Source organism: uncultured Chitinophaga sp., from assembly GCF_902168175.1.
GTDB lineage: Bacteria > Bacteroidota > Bacteroidia > Chitinophagales > Chitinophagaceae > Chitinophaga.
Map to the genome: position 1 here is coordinate 94,258 of NZ_CABHOU010000025.1, position 17,183 is coordinate 111,440.

The following is a 17,183-nucleotide window of genomic DNA, read 5'->3' on the forward strand; positions in this document are numbered from 1 at the left end:
AGGTTAGTTACTGGTACGTTCTGAGTTAAAGAACAGGTGATGATTGCCAAACATAACATGTATGATACCTGTGTTGGTAATAATACCGGAAGTCTGACAGTCTTCGATAATATCCTTTTCCTCAGGCGGCACATTGTCCGGATCGGCCTGCTCGTCATCCCTGGTGCCGATTATTTTACCCAGCTGAACGTAATCTACATATTTAAGATAGGCGCCATAATCCTCGCGGCGCGACAGCCGGATGATAAACTTCGTATTCGGAATGGCTCCCAGTTTACTGTCCAGCACTTTACCTGCAACAGTCATCTGGTCGCGGTTAATCTTGCCGGGAAACATGTAAGTCAGTAACGAGTCTTTCAGCACCTGCAAAGGAATGCTATCCATTGAATAGGGCATATTTTCGTCATTGTAGATCTGGTCGCGGATAATCTTTTTCGCCTTCATAAAGTCTACTACTGCGTAGTTGGTAGCAGCGAAAAAAGTAATATCGCTATTCACCATTTCTTTAAGTCCGGCCCTGTCGATCAGGTAAACGAGCGAATCGAAAATCCCTTTTTTGGATTTCAGATAATCGTACGTGGTCATATCTACTTTCGCATTATGGAGGCCGCCATCATTTTTATAATCATCTTTTTTACAGGCCTGGAAGGTGGCTGCAAAAACGATCAATAAAACGGTTGCTATCGTGAGTTTCTTTTTCATACACTTGTTTTTGAGTTTTGATATCGTTTATTACACTCTTCCGCGCCAGAAAGATGTTTGCAGGAGGAATGGGTTGCCTCTGAAAAGGCGTGGGTCCACGGGCCAGTAAAACCCTTCCTGTAAGCGTCTTTGAGCGGTAAGCCAATCTACAATGTGTGTTGCACCGGTACGAACGATATCATAAAAATTATGACCTTCGAGGTACAACTCACGGCCTCTTTCATTGATATAATACTCTATCATTTGTGACTTGGTATAATTCAGATCGGGATACTCGGGGGCACCATTTCTCTTACGTACAACGTTAATAACATCATACGCGTCATGCAGGCGGCCCTCATAAATCGCGATCTCAGCTCTCAGCAGTTCCAGGTCGGTAAGGCGGAAGATGATCATATTGTTGCTTAAGTATGGATCTTCTTTTTTACCAGGCCTGCGGTAAATAACATTGCTGAATTTGCGGCACATTGGACGTGGATTATCCCAGAAGTCGAAGTTTTTTGTATAACGTACGTCTGGCATAAGCGAATCGGGATAATGGCTCTCGAAGTAGCTTGGCTGCACGGCCATACGGTTTGCGGCACCTTTTCCTGCCAGGTAATCATTTCGCAGGAACTTCATACCAATACTATTGTTAGATCCTTCCAACTGATCTTCTGCCATGGCAATCTCGAAAATGCCTTCGCTGGATTTGCCGATGAAGGTCCTGTAATAGTTGGCACCAGAGGTATCGGTGTGAGAATATCCGCCATATGCCATTACTTGTGCAATGGTTGTATCTGCGCTATGCACATCCGCCAGGTTAACCGTAGAAAGATTAGCCGTAGTTGCTCTCCAAAGGTAGGCGTGAGCAAGCAATGCGTAAGCAGCGCCTTTGTTCGCCATTACCGGCCCTGCACCAACGGTGTAAGAGTCGTAACCCCATCTCATCAAACTTGCAGCCTCCTGCGCGTCCTTGATGATCTGTGCCAATACTTCGGCTTTAGGCGTACGAGGTAACTGAGGCGCGGTAATCGGGTCGGCATACGCTTCCAGTACCAAAGGCACATCACCCCAGATGCGGGTCATTGTAAAATAGGTGTAAGCACGAATGAACAGCGCCTGCCCTACCAGTTTATTCCTGAATTTCACGGGATCAGAATCACCTTCATCATCATCACTCACCATTGCATCCGTCATTTTCGGGATACGTGCGATAATTTCATTGCTCATCGTGATCACTTTAAAGAAATCGGCCCAGTTGCCGTAAGTGTTCACGTTGTACTGGAAAGTGAAGTCACCACCCTGAATACCTTCCAGACCGTCTCCTTCATAATCAATTACATAGTAGGCTTTGGCCAAACCATCGCCATACATATTATAGCGCCAGCCCGTACTCAGTGCAGAACGCAGCAGCGAGTAGTTGCCTGCCAGTGCATACCTGGCGTCACGGCCGGTTTGCCAGAATTTCTCTGAGTAGGTAGAGTTCTTAGGCTCCTGGTTCAGGATTTTAGTGCAGGAAGCTGTACCCAGTACAGTCGCTGCTAATATTGCTAAGATGCGTAGTTTCATTTTCTTCGTTTTCATGTCAGACTAATTTACCCGTTAGAAATTGAGGTCGATACCCAGTGTGTATTTCTTAGGGATGGGATAACCACCACCATCATACTCACCATACTGATTCACGTTTTCTGCATCAGGTAATTTTTTGGACTTCTGGATCATCAGTACATTGTCCATCATAGCATATACTCTGAACCGGTCGAGCTTCAGTTTTCTCAGCAGATTGGCGGTAACGTTGTAGCTGAGGGTGATGTTTTTCACACGGAAGTAACCACCTGGCTCCATAAAGAACGACTGGGCCGAAGTATAGTAATAACCATAAGTACCGTAGTCAAACTTCGCATAGGTAGCTTTATCGCCTGGTTTTCTCCAGATATCAAGTTTAGAGATATCGGGTGTGCTGGCACCTACGAAGCCGAGTGCGTTGGTAGTTGAGTTGCTGAACTGGTCTGCTTCGAAAATGTTCATTACATCACGTTTGAACGTGTAAGTACAGAAAACGCTCAAATCGAAGCTTTTCCAGTTAAATGAGTTGTAGAAACCACCGGTGTAAAGCGGATTAGGATTACCCATCGCCTTTTTGTCAGGGTTAATACCATCATTGAAAATATCTACATTAAAGTCACCATCAAGGTCCGCGAAGATAAAGTCGCCGCCTTTGTAGATGTAGTTCGGGTTCCTGAACTTATCACCAGTGTAAGGATTACCTGGAACAGCATCGTCATCTACATATACACCTTTTGTCTGTAAAAGATAGAAAGCGTTTACAGGCGCCCCTACAGACATGATGTGCAGTTTATCGAACCTGTCGCCGGATGTGAATACGAGGTCGCGGCCGCCATTAGGTAATGCGGTGATCTCACCTTTATTATAAGACAGTACTAACCTGCTGAACCATTTTACTTTGCTGGTAGAAGGCAGCGGGTTTGCCGCGATCGTTAAATCCAAACCGTAGTTACGCACACCAAGGGAGTTGGTGAGAGAGTTGTTGTAACCAGAGGTGTAAGGCAGTGTGATGCTGAATAACTGAAGTGAGTTTTCCTTGTTATATACATCGATCGCTGCGGAATATTTACCTTTCTGCACTTCCAGGTCAAGACCCACGTTCCACATATCAGATTTCTCCCAGCTGAGATTATCCTGAGCGGCCTGGCTAAAATCTGGTGTTACGGCAGAAACACCGTCGTACGAAGTGGCTCCGTTATTTCCGTTAAATGCGCCATTATTCACACGGTACAGGTTATACTGCAGATAATTTTCTTTAGGCAGGGCACCGGAGCTACCATAACTTGCTCTTACTTTAACGAGTGAGAACAGGGTGTTGTTTTTCAGGAAACCTTCTTCAGACAGCAGCCAGGCAGCTGATGCAGACGGGAAGAAACCCCATTTATTATTCTTACCGAATTTTGAAGACCCGTCATAACGTCCGCTAAAGGAGAAGATGTATTTGGTGTCGAAGTCATACGCTAAACGTGCGTAGTAAGATAACAGGCCAAACGCGTCATACGAAGCGCCCACGTCCGTATTTATTTTCTGAAAACCACCGATGATCTGGATTTGGTCGGACACACCGTTTGTACCGCTGGCAGCCATTGCCTGATACTGATCAAAGTTAATATCCGTACCCACCACTGCACTCAAAGTATGTTTACCAAAAGTATTAGAGTAGGTAATAAAGTTGGATGACAACATGGTTGACCTGGTAGAGTTGAACGAGGCAGAGGTGTTACCGTTACCTGTCAGGGAGTTAGGCATATTCTGATCTCTACGGGCTACCTGGTAGATATAAGAGTTTTGAGAAGCAAGACGTAAGTGTGGAGTGATAGAAAGTCCGAGGTTGAGTGCAAAGGACATATTATTATCAATGTTCTTGTCCAGCATTTTATCGTAAGCACCCAGTAATGCGTCCTTTAATTCCGGGTCCAGTGCCAACAGCGAAGAAGGCATGTTACCTGCACCCAGCGACATAGGCACATTGTCATCACCATTACCACGATCTTTATCAGAGCGGAAATAAGTAATAATAGGATTGATGTCCAGTTTATTATCAAGCGCCCTGGCGTTGAGGGTAAAGCGGGCAGTGTACCTGGAAAAACCGGTAGCTTTAATGATACCGTCCTCATCGTAGTAACCCAGGCTGAACCGATAGCTTGATTGTTCGCCACCACCGCTGATATTCATATCCGCATTGGTGATCAATCCGCGCTGGAAGAACAAATTCTGCCAGTCCGTGTTAGCGTTATATGCCGGGTTAAGACTGTCTGTTAAAATGTACGGCAAATTACGTTTCTGTGTAAGGGTCAGTGGATCGATCAGGTCCATTTTCTGACGACGCTCGGTTACGCCCATAGTTGCATCACGCAATTCCGGACGGGTAATGTAACCTGTGTAAGCACTCACACCTACTCTCGTGCGGCCGCTGGTACCCTTTTTAGTGGTGATCAATATTACCCCGTTGGCTGCCCTGGAGCCGTAGATCGCTGCGGCAGATGCATCTTTTAATACGTCGATGCTCTCAATGTCCATGGGGTTAATGCCTGCGAGGTAGTTGGAGGCCGAGCCGCCCGTTGGTCCTTCGTACGATTCTGTGGGCAGCGGCACACCATCTACAACATAAAGTGGATTGTTTACCACGTTGTTTTGGTCGTAACTGCTGTTTACAAGTGAATTACCGCGAACAGATACGCTGGTACGCGCGCCTGGCATACCGGTATAGTTCTGTACGTTCACACCCGACAAACGACCCTGCAACATCTGATCGAAGCTGGCCGCCGGCTGGTTCTGTAATTCTTTTCCGGAGATACTGGAAATTGCTGCGGTAGTAGTTTTACGCGTTACTTTCTGATAACCGATAATCACCGATTCCTGTAGCGTACTGTTCGACGGTTCCAGTTTGACGTTAAGGCTACCCTCTCCTGCTACTTTAAGCGTTTTTGTTTCATAGCCAATAAACGAAATTTCTAAAGTGGCTGCGGCGGGAACATTTAAGGAAAATTTCCCCTTGTCGTCTGTTGCGGTCCCTGTGTTGGTGCCTTTAACCCTTACCGTCACGCCCGGTAAGGCATCTTTGCCATCGGTTACTGTACCGATGACCTTTACCGCCTGCGCATTCACATAGGGAGATATGAGAATACAAAGCAGGACGAATAAGTAAACTTTTTTCATCATGACTTAGAATTTGGTTGATAAGTGTGAATTTACTGACTGGTTGAATCTAAACGTTGACGGAAATAAACATGATCTTACCGAATTTTAACATAGTGTTAAGATATAAAGCGCTATCCTAAGTTACAATGCTAAATCGGATTTGCAACCGGCCAACTGTTTAAATTAACCGATGATCAGACTAGTATAGGTATTTGGCATGCGGAAAGGGGAGGATAATTAATGTTAAAATGCTACTAGTTTATAATAACTGGATAATTTTAGTTTACCCGGATACAAGAATATTTCATATTTTATAAATAGCTCGGCCCTGAGAATTTATCCACATTTATACTTAATACTCACCCCAAAAGCCTGCTGATCGACCAAAACCCCTGATATAGTTTTTCTTGTAATGCATTACTGGCTACGTGACTACTTCTTATTTCAAATTCAATCTATTATATTAGTCCATTCATCTTAGGCATATTAAAAACAGTCATGCAACAATACACACCAGCACAAAACAGGTACGAACAGATCCCGTACAACCGCTGCGGCAAAAGCGGCATCAAACTGCCAGCCGTTTCATTAGGTTTATGGCATAATTTCGGTTCAGTAGATGTTTTCGATAACGGCCGCTCAATCGTCCGCCGCGCTTTCGATAAAGGCATTACACATTTCGACCTCGCTAATAACTACGGCCCTACGCCTGGTTCTGCGGAAGAAAATTTCGGCACTATCCTTAAAAAGGATTTTCCAGGATACTTAAGAGATGAACTGATCATTTCTTCTAAAGCCGGATATACCATGTGGCCCGGCCCTTACGGCGACTTCGGTTCACGCAAATATCTCATCTCCAGTCTTGATCAGAGTTTGCAGCGTATGGGACTGGATTATGTAGATATCTTCTACTCACACCGCCCCGATCCCGACACACCGATCGAAGAAACAATGGGCGCGCTGGACAGCATTGTGCGCCAGGGCAAAGCCCTGTACGTAGGCTTATCCAACTACTCGGCCAGCGAAACAGAAACAGCGGTAAAAATTCTGCAATCACTTGGCACGCCCTGCCTTATTCATCAGCCTAAATACAATATGTTTGAAAGATGGGTGGAAGGCGGTTTGCTGGATGTGCTGGAAAAATACGGTGTAGGCTGCATTCCGTTCTCACCACTTGCACAAGGCATGCTTACCGATAAATACCTGAATGGTATTCCCGCAAACTCACGCGCAGGCAAGGTTACAGGGCACCTGCAATCAGATGAGATCACCGAAGAAAAAATTGGTAAGATCCGTAAGCTGAATGAACTGGCGGGTAAACGCGGGCAGTCGCTCGCGCAAATGGCGCTTTCGTGGTTACTGAAAGATAAACGTATTACCACCGTACTGATCGGCGCCAGTTCTGTACAACAACTGGACAATAACCTGGCTTCGCTGAATAACCTGGATTACAGCGCAGCCGAACTGGATGCAATAGAAGCGATCCTGAAATAATTGTTGATTTTATATGGAGAGCGTTGGCATCAATGATTGCCAGCGCTCTTTTATTTTGCAGGCTTGGTAAATTTAGTCGTATCGCCAGGCAGTGTTTTCACAATATAACCGCCCGAATCGAGGCTTGTATGCGGGAACGCCTGCTGTAAAGCCGCCCAGCCGTTTCTGTCCACTTTGGTTTGAAACAGGTACACGGCCTTTAATGCAGGCAAAACTTTAAGTGCCCTTACACCATCAGCTGTTACTTCTGTACCTACGAGGTTGAGGTGCCGAAGATTGGTTAACCCGGTCATTTGCGGCAAGGCTTTATCGGTAATTCGCGTATGATCGAGATGGAGGCGTAAGAGTGCTTTGCATTGTGCGATGGCAGGCATTACGGCATCTGACATGCCGGTATTACTCAGTTTCAGAGAAACGATCTGCTGCTTTAGTGGTATGAATAACTTAGCGATGGTATCACTGATTTGTGTACTGGCGACGAAACTTACTTCCAGGTAATTACTTCCCTGCGATATAGGCATAACGGTGGCACCCGCTGCGCGAAGGGCCTGCACATCTTTCGTAGCGGCAGCTACTACAGGCGTCGCCGTAATATCAGCTTCCTCTACACTACCACCCTGCAATGCCGCCAGTATCGGGCTTATTTTAGCATCGGGTGTTGTTTCTTTCACCTTTTTATCCAAAGATGCACCATTATTGATCCACCAATGTAGTAAGGCAATTTCCTGCTCCGTAAGTTGCGGTTTTTCTTTTGGCGGCATGTGTTTCTTTTCCTCCGGCTCCAGTAACAAACGACGCATCAACTCACTCTCTGTAGCATTGCCGGCAACGATCGCGGGCCCCGTTTTACCGCCTTTCATCAGCAACCCTGCAACATCCATCCGGAGATTACCCTTTTGTTTTGTAGCACCGTGGCAGGAATAACACTTCTCCTGGAACACAGGCTGAATAATATCTGTATAAACTATCGCATTCGGTATATCGGCAATGGGTTTACGAACAGATTTACTTCCTTCTTCTTCATCGAACGAAAAGGACAAATAATCGGAGCCATGTGTAAGCGAACCTCCGTAGTGACCGGCTACCGAAATAAACAACAGCAATAACGCCCCTGTAACGTTTACGAGCAAACGTCGTCCCCGTATGGTAAGCACATACAATAGCCCGGCTAGCACTGCCACGCCAATGCCCATCCACATATGCACATTGAGTGTAGCTTTATCGTACTCGCCACTCAGCGAAAGCAGGTAACCTGTGATGCAGGAAAACAATGCGGCCAAAGCGCCTATCAGTAATGTTACAGGCACTGCGGGTTGCAGTGCTTTAAATTTTTGTGAGTAAGACAACCATTGCAACAACAACGCCATCAAAAGAATACCTATTGGCAAATGCACGAGCAGCGGGTGAAACCTGCCGGTAAAGGAGATAAATGTGCCCATTTTTTACTGATAACGTTTACGCAAAGTCTGCATCATGTATACATTAATCGCCCATTGATCGGCCAGTGGCTTGCGGGTATAAGGTTGTACGGGCATATAATCGGGCGGACCAAATTCGGTAAGGATGGTCATGGTTTCGCCTTTTTGCTTTTTCATTTCTACTATTTTATCCCACCAGGCGAAATGCGCTTTAACGGCCCGCTCCCACTCCGGTGCCCGGGGATCGTTTACCTGCGGCCCCTGCGGATGGCCAATACGCGCGTGTATATGATCTACGCGAGGCAATACCATGTCCATCGTTTCAGACTGGTCTTGCAACAGGCTTTCGCTTACGTTACACCAATGCGATACGTCGAGGGTCATTCTTAAAGCGGGGTCTTTTTCTAGATAATGCCTGGCTACCGGCGCGGCGAACAACATACGCGAACGGTGCGATTCATGGCATATTTTTATGCCGGTGCTTTTCGACAATGCCTGCGTATGTTCCAGGAAAGCCTGGTTCTGCTCAAAGCTAAAGTAGTCGCGGCCAGAGTGACAGTTGATATATAGAGGACGCTGCACTTTGTTATACGCTGCGGCGTCAATACTCTTTTTAAAATAGTCGAGATGCGTGTTAAAGTCAGACTGTGAACCGCCGCACAGGAAACCTACAGCCAGTCCGTACTTCTTTAACGCAGCAAACATACGGTCTGCTTTTTCCTGTTCGCCTGGCCACCAAAGTTCCAGACCATCGTACCCTTCTTTTTTTACAGCGGCACATAGTTCTTCTATTGTACCTCCATACCCCCAGTCTGTCCCCATCACCTTCAACTGAAACCCTGGCTCAGCCTTTGTAACAGCCACCGCATCAAGGGAAGAAAGAAACATTGCTGCGGCAGCCGCCGTTGTTGTACCAATAAATTCTCGCCTGTTTTGAGCCATAGTGTTTATGCAATTATGTCTTTTATCACCTTTCCTTTAACATCTGTAAGGCGGAAAGGTCTTCCCTGGAACGGATAAGTAAATTTTTCGTGATCAAACCCGAGTTGGTTCAGGATAGTTGCCTGCACATCAAACACATCTACTTTTCCACTGATGGCGCTATATCCTATTTCATCTGTTTCGCCGTGTACATGACCTTTTTTGATACCGCCGCCGGCCATCCAGATGGTAAATGCGTCGGTATGGTGATCGCGGCCAAGGAAAGGGTTCTGTTTACCATCGCGGTTTTCCATCATGGGTGTGCGACCAAATTCACCGCCCCATACCACCAATGTTTCATCCAGTAATCCTCTCTGTTTAAGGTCCAGCAGCAGCGCGGTTACAGCCTTATCAGTTTCGCGGCACTTATTTACCAAACCGATGTCAATGGCCAGGTCGGCGCCTGTACCATGTGTATCCCATCCCCAATCGAACAGCTGTACAAAGCGTACGCCTTTTTCCACCAGCTTACGCGCCAGCAGTACATTATTAGCAAAAGATGCCTGCCCCGGTTTGGTGCCATACATCTCATGTATATAATCCGGTTCGCCGCGGATGTCCATTACTTCCGGCACCGCAATCTGCATACGGTAAGCCATTTCATATTGGGAGATACGGGAAAGGATTTCCGGATCATTAAATTCTTTATACGATTGCTGGTTTACCTTATTGATGGCATCAATAGAAGCTTTACGCAAGTCGCGGCTCATGCCTTTAGGATCGTCGAGGAATAAAACGGGCGCGCCTTCGCTCCGGCATTGTACGCCCTGGTATACACTGGGCAAAAAGCCGCTTCCCCACACACTTTTACCCGCATCGGGATTTTTACCGCCGCTGGTAAGCACCACAAAACCGGGCAGGTTCTCGTTTTCGGAACCCAGTCCGTAGGTTACCCATGAACCTAAACTCGGACGGCCCAGCCGCGCCGATCCTGTATGCACCAACAACTGAGCGGGCCCGTGGTTAAACTGATCGGTGGTTACCGCTTTCAGAAAACTTACTTCATCCACCACGCCCGACAGGTGAGGCAACAAATCACTTACCCATGCACCGCTCTGCCCGCGTTGTTCAAACTTTGCCTGCGGGCCCAGCATTTTAGGTACGCCTCTTATAAATGCGAAACGTTTGCCTTCCAGCAGCGACTGCGGACAATCCTGTCCGTCCAGCTTTTGCAGCTCGGGTTTATAGTCGAAAAGTTCAAGCTGCGAGGGAGCGCCGGCCATGTGCAGGTAAATCACACTTTTAGCTTTGCCGGCAAACGGTGGCAACTTCGGTAACATCGGATGCGCCGGATCGAAAGCAACGGAGGGTACTGCCGGCGCTGCGCCGTTCCCACAGCCGCCGAGTAAGGCGCCTATCGCTAATCCGCCGAGCCCCATGGCGCTTTCTTTTAAGAAATGCCGGCGTGTCTGCAAACGCATCACGTGTTCTTCCGCCTCTTTTAACAACCTTTGATTATGTAGTTCCTGCTGGGTCATGGTGCGTTAGTTTTTGGTCACTGCTTCGTCCAGATTAAATAATGCGTTGGCCACCACGGTGAGGGCAGCATCTTTTGGATTATTGCCCAATGTACTGTCGGCAGCTGTCTGATAGCCAGCATAAGCGCTTTGGTACAATGTTTCCAATGCCTGCAGTTTTTCGGCAGATAAGGGTTTGTACAACATCAACTCATATCCTTTGGCGATCTGCGCCTTTAGTTCTTCCCCACCCTCTTTTTTCATACGTGCCGCAAAGTGCCTGGCCAGGTCGAGGAATGCAGGATCGTTTAGCGTTACAAGCGCCTGTAACGGTGTATTGGTACGGATGCGCCTGGGTGTACATACCTCTCTGGCCGTTCCGTCAAAAGTGATCATAGCGGGATAGGGCGAAGAACGTTTCCAGTAGGTGTATACAGCACGGCGGTACATTTCATTACCGGTGCTCATGATCCACTCTTTACCGTTCCAGGGCGACTGCCATATTCCTTTAGGTTGATATGGGAACACGCTGGGGCCGTACATTTTTGCATACATGGTATTACTTACACACAGTGCCTGGTCGCGCACCTGTTCCGCACTTAACCGCACACGCGGGCCACGGGCATAAAATTTATTGAACAGATCTTTCTCCTTTGCATCATCCGTTATCCGCGAATCCTGCCGGTAGGTGGCGCTCATCACCATTGTTTTAAGTAACTGCTTCGTACTCCAGTGCTGCGTATTGATAAATTGTAAAGAAAGATGATCAAGTAATTCGCGATGCGTAGGCGATGCGCCTTGTGTGCCAAGGTCTTCGAGCGTTTCTACGATGCCGGTGCCAAATAACTGTTCCCACATTCGGTTCACCATCGTGCGGCTCACCAGTGGGTTTTTAGGGCTGGTCATCCACATAGCCAGTCCCAGCCGATTATTGGGTGCATCGGCAGGCATAGCCACCTGCAATGATTTAGGTACACCAGGTTTTACCTGCGCTCCTTTCACTAACCAGTTGCCACGTTCAAACACATTTGTTGGGCGTTGCATGTAAACGGCATTATCCATCATGATGGGTGTGGTCGTGGCGTCAGGCGTGTTTATAAGGGCGAGGTAACTGTTGTAAGCACTGTCTGCGCCCGGTTTATCATTGCCGGGGAAGGGCTGGGTAAAATGTAACCAGTCAAACTGCATACCACCGGCATCTTTTTTAAGAGATGCTCCACTATAAGTGAACCAGATATCATGTTTACCATCCATGGCCTGCAGTGGCACCTGCATTAGTTGCCAGCCATTTGATTTGGGCATTTTGATTTTGCAGAGTAATGGTCCGTCGCGTTTGTCTGCATGCAATTCCAATATACCATCCGGTATCCAGCTTGCATAACGGAACAACAACTGATCTTTTTGCGTAAGATCTACATCCCTGAGCCGTGCTACAGAATGGTTGCGCATAGCCAGCCATTTTGTATCGTTCAGTTCACAATTTTCGAAACTATCCGTTGTTAAAGAATTATACGCCGGATCGGTTGTTTTAACGAAGTGAAGAATTTTCTGCTGATCAGCTGCGCTGGTATTAGTAGTTAACCAGGTACGCAGTTTTTCATATTTGATGCTGTCGCCAGCTTTGTATTCGCGCAGTAAGGGATAATCAGCATAAGTATCCTCATCGCGCGTGTTATTAAAGTAGGCAAGGAAACTGTAGTACTCGTCGTGTACGAACGGGTCGTAAGGATGGCTGTGGCATTGCACGCAGGCAAAGGTGGTACCCATCAGCGCTTCCCAGGTGGCATTTACGCGGTCCATTACGGCAGCGGTACGAAACTCCTCGTTATCGGTACCGCCTTCGTCGTTGGTGAGTGTGTTGCGCTGAAAGGCCGTGGCAATGTACTGCATGTCTGTAGGCTGCGGCAACAGGTCGCCGGCCACCTGCTCTGTGATAAAACGGTCGTAGGGTTTATCTTCATTGAAAGATTGTATCAGCCAGTCGCGGTAACGCCATATACTGCGACTGTCGTCGCGTTCGTACCCTTTGGTATCTGCATAACGGGCGAGGTCCATCCACATGGCCGTCCAGCGTTCTCCGAAATGCGGGGAGGCCAACAGGGAATCTACCAGTACCTCGTATGCTTTATCACTGCTGTCATTGAAAAACTGGCGGGCAACACTTTCGGGGGCAGGCATACCGGTAAGGTCGAGGCTTACACGGCGCAGTAAGGTTGCTTTATCGGCCTGCGGCGATGGCTTCATATCTTCTGTTTCCAGTTTCGATAAAATGAAGCGGTCGATATCGTTGCGTACCCAGGGATCTTTTGTTTCCGGCACTTCCACCGGTTTAAGCGGCACATATGCCCAGTGTTCGCCCCATTCAGCGCCCTGTTTCACCCAGGCCGTGAGGATATTAATTTCTTCTTTGCTGAGCGGCTCGTGATCATACGGCATCCGTTCTTCGGGATCGTCCAGGGTCAGGCGACGGATCATTTCGCTTTTTTCGGGATGACCGGGAATAATAGCTGGTTTACCAGATTCGGTAGTATCCAATGCTTCTTCGCGGAACAACAGGCTGAAACCGCCCTGCTTTTTCACGCCGCCGTGGCAACTGATACATTTTTTGTTGATAATGGGTTTTACATCGGCACTAAAATCAACTTTACGCTGATTAAATGTACAGGTAATAAATACCATCGCCGCTGCAAGCAACAAGGTTACCCAAAAAAGTTTGCGATGAACCAAAGAAAGCATCATTGCTCTTTGAAAGTTGGTGATAAAAATGAGTATCCCTCCGTGGAATGTTCTTCTATAGATCTTAACGTTGTCAACAATGTACAAACAGATTTCAACTTCTCCTAACTCTTTACACGAACGGCTTCCAGGAAAAATCTATACTTTTTTTGAAAAAATATTTGGCGAATATATTCTGTTTCCTATCTTTGCAATCCCAAAACGGGAAAACAGTTCTTAAAAAACACGCGGAAGTAGCTCATTTGGTAGAGCACGACCTTGCCAAGGTCGGGGTGGCCGGTTCGAGCCCGGTCTTCCGCTCCAGTAAAAAGCCTGATCAATAGATCAGGCTTTTTTATTTGTAGTAACGCCTGCCTGTTTCATGAATTACATTCAAATCTTACTCCCACTAACTATCGGCATTTTATTAACTGTAGGCGCCAGGAAAATACCTGTCACCGACGACCCTAAATCAATTCGCAGAAGGTCGCTCGTGCGCTGGGCAGGCATACTTCACCTGGTGCTGGCCGGCGTATACCTCGTTATCCTGTTAGCCAAATAAAAAAAGTGGGCCGGTGTATACACCAACCCACTCTGTCTGTTCCTGAATTATCCTACAAAATTCCTCTCCCTTTTAAAGCCACTTCCAGCTCCTCCGACGATGTAAAATGTATCGTTTCAATACCATGCTGCTCCGCCGCTTTCACATTACGTAAGTTATCATCGATAAAAATAGCATGCTTCGGATCGATATTAAAACGATCGAGTAACAGCTGGTAAAATGCAGCATGTGGTTTACGCATTTTTTCGTCGCCGGATACCAGTATTCCATCAAACCAGGCAAAGAAAGGATATGTTTCTAAAGCGATCGGGAACGTTTCGCCCGACCAGTTGGTGAGGGCGTAAATTTTATAACGACCGCTTTCCTTAAGCGTTTTAAATATCTCTACGGTGCCTTCCAGCGCTCCGTTCAGCATTTCTACCCAACGACCATAAAAAGCGCGTATCTGAGGCTCAAATGCCGGGTGCTGTGCAACCAGCAGTTCCGTTGCTTCCTGCAAACTACGCCCGCCATCCTGCTCCTCGTTCCAGTCGGAGGTACATACATTAGCCAGGAAGTGTTCCATTTCGGCTTCTTCTTTAAATAATTTACGGTAAAGATACCTGGGGTTCCAGTCGACCAGCACGGCGCCTAAATCGAATATGATGGTGTCGTATGTTTTATTTTCCATGTTTTAAAAATACAATGCCGCTTTCGAATCATCAAAAAGCGGCATTGAAAAATATGTTAAATACTGGTTTACTAATCTAAGAAACCCTCCGAAGCGTCTTCCAGCAGGCGCAGGTCTACCGAGTCGGTACCGGCTATGCCTTCGATGGAGCCTTTAATGTGAGCAGCGTTCAGCAACACTTTTTCCAGTTGCTTTTCCCTGGCTTTCCACAATTTCTCCATCGCATCCCGCTCTTTCTGGATCGATATCTTCATGGCCATAAAACCTTCGCGTATCGCTTTCCATTGTTCCGCAAACTCGCTGCTGGTAAGGTAATGATACAGCAGATGCATCTTATCACCCTTGTTATCCTGCGTTTTCATCACTCCAAAAACTTTCAGCACCCCTTCTCTCAGTACATAAGCCAGGCTTCTCACTTCCGCGAAAGTGCATATCCAAATACCATCTCTTTCACCGAAACGGTCTAAATCCTTTGGCATGGTTTGGGTAACCAGTACGGCCACGTCCGCACCCTGACTGCGCATATCGGCTTTCAGTTTCTCCACCCATTGTGGAGAAAACTCTTTAGTACGTTTGCTTTCATAAATGATTTTACCGCATTCCTGTCCAAACTTATTACGCACCGTCTGGAAACAGTCGGCCCCTTTTACACCTTTGCCTACCTCGCTTACGGTATCGAAAGGAAAAGCCATCCGTAACATCTCTTCCAGTGCCAATTCCTGCACTTCGCCCTGTAACTGCATAGAACCCTGTTCGGCCTTACGCTTCATCTCTTCGGCCAGTTTACGCTGATCTTCGAGTTGTTTCTCCAGCTCCTTCATTTTCATCTGCAGTTCCATTTCCTTTAACCCGGTGCGTTCAGATTCCTCTTTGCGGATCTTCTCCGCCATCTGACTGCGCTCTTCAAGCATACGTTTCTGCACGTTCAGCTCCATCTCCTCTTCACGGGTTTTGAGTTCCTGTTCTTTGCGCAGGAAGTCGAGTTCTTTATGTCGTGCTTCTTTTAGCTTCTCCTCATTGTCCTGGTTGGCCTGTTGCAACATCTGCAAACGGTTCTCGAACTCGCCCATTGTAGAACGGCGAATTTCTTCAGACAGTGTTTGCTGAAGTTTTTGTTTCTCCTGCTGTAATTCGGCTTGTATCCTCCTGTCGTAGTCTTCGGTTTGTTTAATGCGCTCCTGTTCCAGCTGCTGCGTCCTTTGGGCCAGCTGCTGTTTCTCCAGGTTCAGCGCATCGGTACGTCTGCGCCACTCGGCTTCCATTTTGCCACGCATCTCTTTCTCAATATCTGCGGCAAACGCATCTTCCATCACAAATTGATGTTTGCAATTAGGACAGGTTATTGAAGTTCCCATAATTCACATGATATTAATAGCACTTTAAAACTAAGTACGGCTTGCGCAGTGTATGTGCGCAGGCTGTAAAGGTAGTTGAATTTGCAGTTGAAAGTAAAGATGTTGTACAAGGTGTGAAGATAAGACTGTTGATGTATATACCTGCTCTTCAAAATAAAAACCCACCCCATTGAGGAGCAGGTCCATTTATACAGTAGTGGTAATATCCATTATTTTGCCTGACGCGCTTCCTCTTCCAGATCCTCCGGAAGCTTTATGTTAGCCAGCAATTTATTAGCGAGTGCCAGCTTTTCAGGAAACAAGACTTTACCCGAATATTTAGCATCCATAGCCGGATCGTAGACCCACGTGGTTCCGAGTGCTTTTACCGGCTTAATGTCCTTTTTCTTTTTCATACATCTAATTTAATTGATTTTCGCTTAACAAAAAAACCCAAATACGCTACTCCTCTTTCAAATTTAACCATCGTCAACCGGCGCGTACAAAGACCGTAAATCTCCAATTTAACAGACAGCTCGTCAAAGTGAATTGTTAACGCCATCCTATACAGTCTTGTTCTGCCTGGCGTGCTGCCTGTGAAGAAAACATACACATCTTCATAACGGTCGCAAAACATTCTCACGGCACTTGCAACGGTGGCTAGTATCATATTCCGATCGCCGTTATCATTTCTTACCTGGTCATCAATTCCTCCATCATTCTGCGAATCGCCGAATGCGAGATTATATACAAGTGGATGCCCGGTCTCCACGAATTGTATTACCTTACGGATATCTCCCCTAGGCCCTCTGCTTATAAATTCGTATTCAAGCCCATCGGCACTCACCGCACCCCAGCTATAAGTCTTCAGGTTCATAACAAATCATTATCCCGTTAAAGAAAAACGCATTGTTAACCCGCAGCAGGTTGCCGGTGTTTGGGGTTAACAATACAAATAATTTCGTCTGCCTTAAATAGATAACATTGGAGAAATAAAAAACCCACTCCTTACAGAGTGGGTCTTATTCAATTTGTCAGTGCGGAGGAAGAGATTCGAACTCTCAAGCCCTTTCAGGCACTACCACCTCAAAGTAGCGCGTCTACCAATTTCGCCACCTCCGCGTGTTGCTTAGGGTGTGCAAAAATAAACTGTTTTTCATA

13 protein-coding genes and 2 tRNA genes are annotated in these 17,183 nt (G+C 46.8%); 3 read left to right on the forward strand and 12 right to left on the reverse strand.

The genetic code is table 11. The features are described from left to right. Positions 1-3: 3 nt before the first annotated feature. Genes QZT80_RS03765 through QZT80_RS03775 form a run of 3 tightly spaced genes read right to left on the reverse strand, consistent with a single transcriptional unit; the run spans position 4 to position 5,412 of the window. A complete protein-coding gene (locus tag QZT80_RS03765) occupies positions 4-702 on the reverse strand; it encodes a hypothetical protein (protein ID WP_295117885.1) in 699 nt (232 codons plus the stop codon). 30 nt (positions 703-732) lie between these two features. Continuing rightward, positions 733-2,268 (reverse strand): RagB/SusD family nutrient uptake outer membrane protein, encoded by a 1,536-nt coding sequence (locus QZT80_RS03770; protein ID WP_295117887.1) that lies wholly within the window; start codon positions 2,266-2,268, stop codon positions 733-735. 18 nt (positions 2,269-2,286) lie between these two features. After that, the gene (locus QZT80_RS03775) at positions 2,287-5,412 is read right to left on the reverse strand and encodes a SusC/RagA family TonB-linked outer membrane protein (protein WP_295117890.1); all 3,126 of its coding nucleotides are present in this window, start codon (positions 5,410-5,412) and stop codon (positions 2,287-2,289) included. A gap of 477 nt (positions 5,413-5,889) precedes the next feature. On the opposite strand from QZT80_RS03775, the gene mgrA reads away from it, so the two are divergent. Continuing rightward, the gene (gene mgrA / locus QZT80_RS03780) at positions 5,890-6,885 is read left to right on the forward strand and encodes an L-glyceraldehyde 3-phosphate reductase (protein WP_295117893.1); all 996 of its coding nucleotides are present in this window, start codon (positions 5,890-5,892) and stop codon (positions 6,883-6,885) included. Positions 6,886-6,935: 50 nt separating this feature from the next. On the opposite strand, the gene QZT80_RS03785 is transcribed toward mgrA, so the two are convergent. Genes QZT80_RS03785 through QZT80_RS03800 form a run of 4 tightly spaced genes read right to left on the reverse strand, consistent with a single transcriptional unit; the run spans position 6,936 to position 13,480 of the window. Beyond that, a complete protein-coding gene (locus QZT80_RS03785) occupies positions 6,936-8,324 on the reverse strand; it encodes a c-type cytochrome domain-containing protein (RefSeq protein ID WP_295117896.1) in 1,389 nt (462 codons plus the stop codon). 3 nt (positions 8,325-8,327) lie between these two features. Beyond that, a complete protein-coding gene (locus tag QZT80_RS03790; RefSeq protein WP_295117899.1) occupies positions 8,328-9,245 on the reverse strand; it encodes a sugar phosphate isomerase/epimerase in 918 nt (305 codons plus the stop codon). 5 nt (positions 9,246-9,250) lie between these two features. Continuing rightward, the gene (locus tag QZT80_RS03795) at positions 9,251-10,762 is read right to left on the reverse strand and encodes a DUF1501 domain-containing protein (protein ID WP_295117902.1); all 1,512 of its coding nucleotides are present in this window, start codon (positions 10,760-10,762) and stop codon (positions 9,251-9,253) included. A 6-nt stretch (positions 10,763-10,768) separates the two neighbouring features. After that, a complete protein-coding gene (locus tag QZT80_RS03800) occupies positions 10,769-13,480 on the reverse strand; it encodes a DUF1553 domain-containing protein (protein WP_295117905.1) in 2,712 nt (903 codons plus the stop codon). Positions 13,481-13,704: 224 nt separating this feature from the next. Between QZT80_RS03800 and QZT80_RS03805 the strand changes: the two genes are divergently transcribed. Both QZT80_RS03805 and QZT80_RS03810 read left to right on the forward strand, forming a co-directional pair. Continuing rightward, positions 13,705-13,780: transfer RNA gene (locus tag QZT80_RS03805), tRNA-Gly, on the forward strand. A gap of 58 nt (positions 13,781-13,838) precedes the next feature. Then, positions 13,839-14,018, forward strand: coding sequence for a hypothetical protein (locus tag QZT80_RS03810; RefSeq protein WP_295117908.1), 180 nt, complete (start codon positions 13,839-13,841; stop codon positions 14,016-14,018). A gap of 52 nt (positions 14,019-14,070) precedes the next feature. Here QZT80_RS03810 and QZT80_RS03815 read toward each other — a convergent pair whose 3' ends face one another. The 5 genes from QZT80_RS03815 to QZT80_RS03835 all read right to left on the reverse strand — a co-directional run bounded on the left by QZT80_RS03815 (position 14,071) and on the right by QZT80_RS03835 (position 17,144). After that, positions 14,071-14,688 (reverse strand): HAD family phosphatase, encoded by a 618-nt coding sequence (locus QZT80_RS03815; RefSeq protein ID WP_295117910.1) that lies wholly within the window; start codon positions 14,686-14,688, stop codon positions 14,071-14,073. Positions 14,689-14,759: 71 nt separating this feature from the next. Then, complete coding sequence (locus tag QZT80_RS03820) at positions 14,760-16,043, reverse strand: DUF2130 domain-containing protein (protein ID WP_295117913.1); 1,284 nt, start codon at positions 16,041-16,043, stop codon at positions 14,760-14,762. Positions 16,044-16,252: 209 nt separating this feature from the next. After that, positions 16,253-16,438 (reverse strand): hypothetical protein, encoded by a 186-nt coding sequence (locus QZT80_RS03825; protein ID WP_295117916.1) that lies wholly within the window; start codon positions 16,436-16,438, stop codon positions 16,253-16,255. Beyond that, positions 16,435-16,899, reverse strand: a complete 465-nt coding sequence (locus QZT80_RS03830; protein ID WP_295117919.1) for a hypothetical protein — start codon at positions 16,897-16,899, stop codon at positions 16,435-16,437. The genes QZT80_RS03825 and QZT80_RS03830 overlap by 4 nt, the downstream gene beginning before the upstream one ends. Positions 16,900-17,060: 161 nt before the next feature. Next, positions 17,061-17,144: transfer RNA gene (locus tag QZT80_RS03835), tRNA-Leu, on the reverse strand. Between the last annotated feature and the right edge of the window lie 39 nt (positions 17,145-17,183).

Bases quoted from the DNA above. Each gene is read 5' to 3' on its own strand.
- QZT80_RS03765 (WP_295117885.1), bottom strand. From the start codon at position 702: ATGAAAAAGAAACTCACGATAGCAACCGTTTTATTGATCGTTTTTGCA.
- QZT80_RS03770 (WP_295117887.1), bottom strand. From the start codon at position 2,268: ATGAAAACGAAGAAAATGAAACTACGCATCTTAGCAATATTAGCAGCG.
- QZT80_RS03775 (WP_295117890.1), bottom strand. From the start codon at position 5,412: ATGATGAAAAAAGTTTACTTATTCGTCCTGCTTTGTATTCTCATATCT.
- mgrA (WP_295117893.1), top strand. From the start codon at position 5,890: ATGCAACAATACACACCAGCACAAAACAGGTACGAACAGATCCCGTAC.
- QZT80_RS03785 (WP_295117896.1), bottom strand. From the start codon at position 8,324: ATGGGCACATTTATCTCCTTTACCGGCAGGTTTCACCCGCTGCTCGTG.
- QZT80_RS03790 (WP_295117899.1), bottom strand. From the start codon at position 9,245: ATGGCTCAAAACAGGCGAGAATTTATTGGTACAACAACGGCGGCTGCC.
- QZT80_RS03795 (WP_295117902.1), bottom strand. From the start codon at position 10,762: ATGACCCAGCAGGAACTACATAATCAAAGGTTGTTAAAAGAGGCGGAA.
- QZT80_RS03800 (WP_295117905.1), bottom strand. From the start codon at position 13,480: ATGATGCTTTCTTTGGTTCATCGCAAACTTTTTTGGGTAACCTTGTTG.
- QZT80_RS03810 (WP_295117908.1), top strand. From the start codon at position 13,839: ATGAATTACATTCAAATCTTACTCCCACTAACTATCGGCATTTTATTA.
- QZT80_RS03815 (WP_295117910.1), bottom strand. From the start codon at position 14,688: ATGGAAAATAAAACATACGACACCATCATATTCGATTTAGGCGCCGTG.
- QZT80_RS03820 (WP_295117913.1), bottom strand. From the start codon at position 16,043: ATGGGAACTTCAATAACCTGTCCTAATTGCAAACATCAATTTGTGATG.
- QZT80_RS03825 (WP_295117916.1), bottom strand. From the start codon at position 16,438: ATGAAAAAGAAAAAGGACATTAAGCCGGTAAAAGCACTCGGAACCACG.
- QZT80_RS03830 (WP_295117919.1), bottom strand. From the start codon at position 16,899: ATGAACCTGAAGACTTATAGCTGGGGTGCGGTGAGTGCCGATGGGCTT.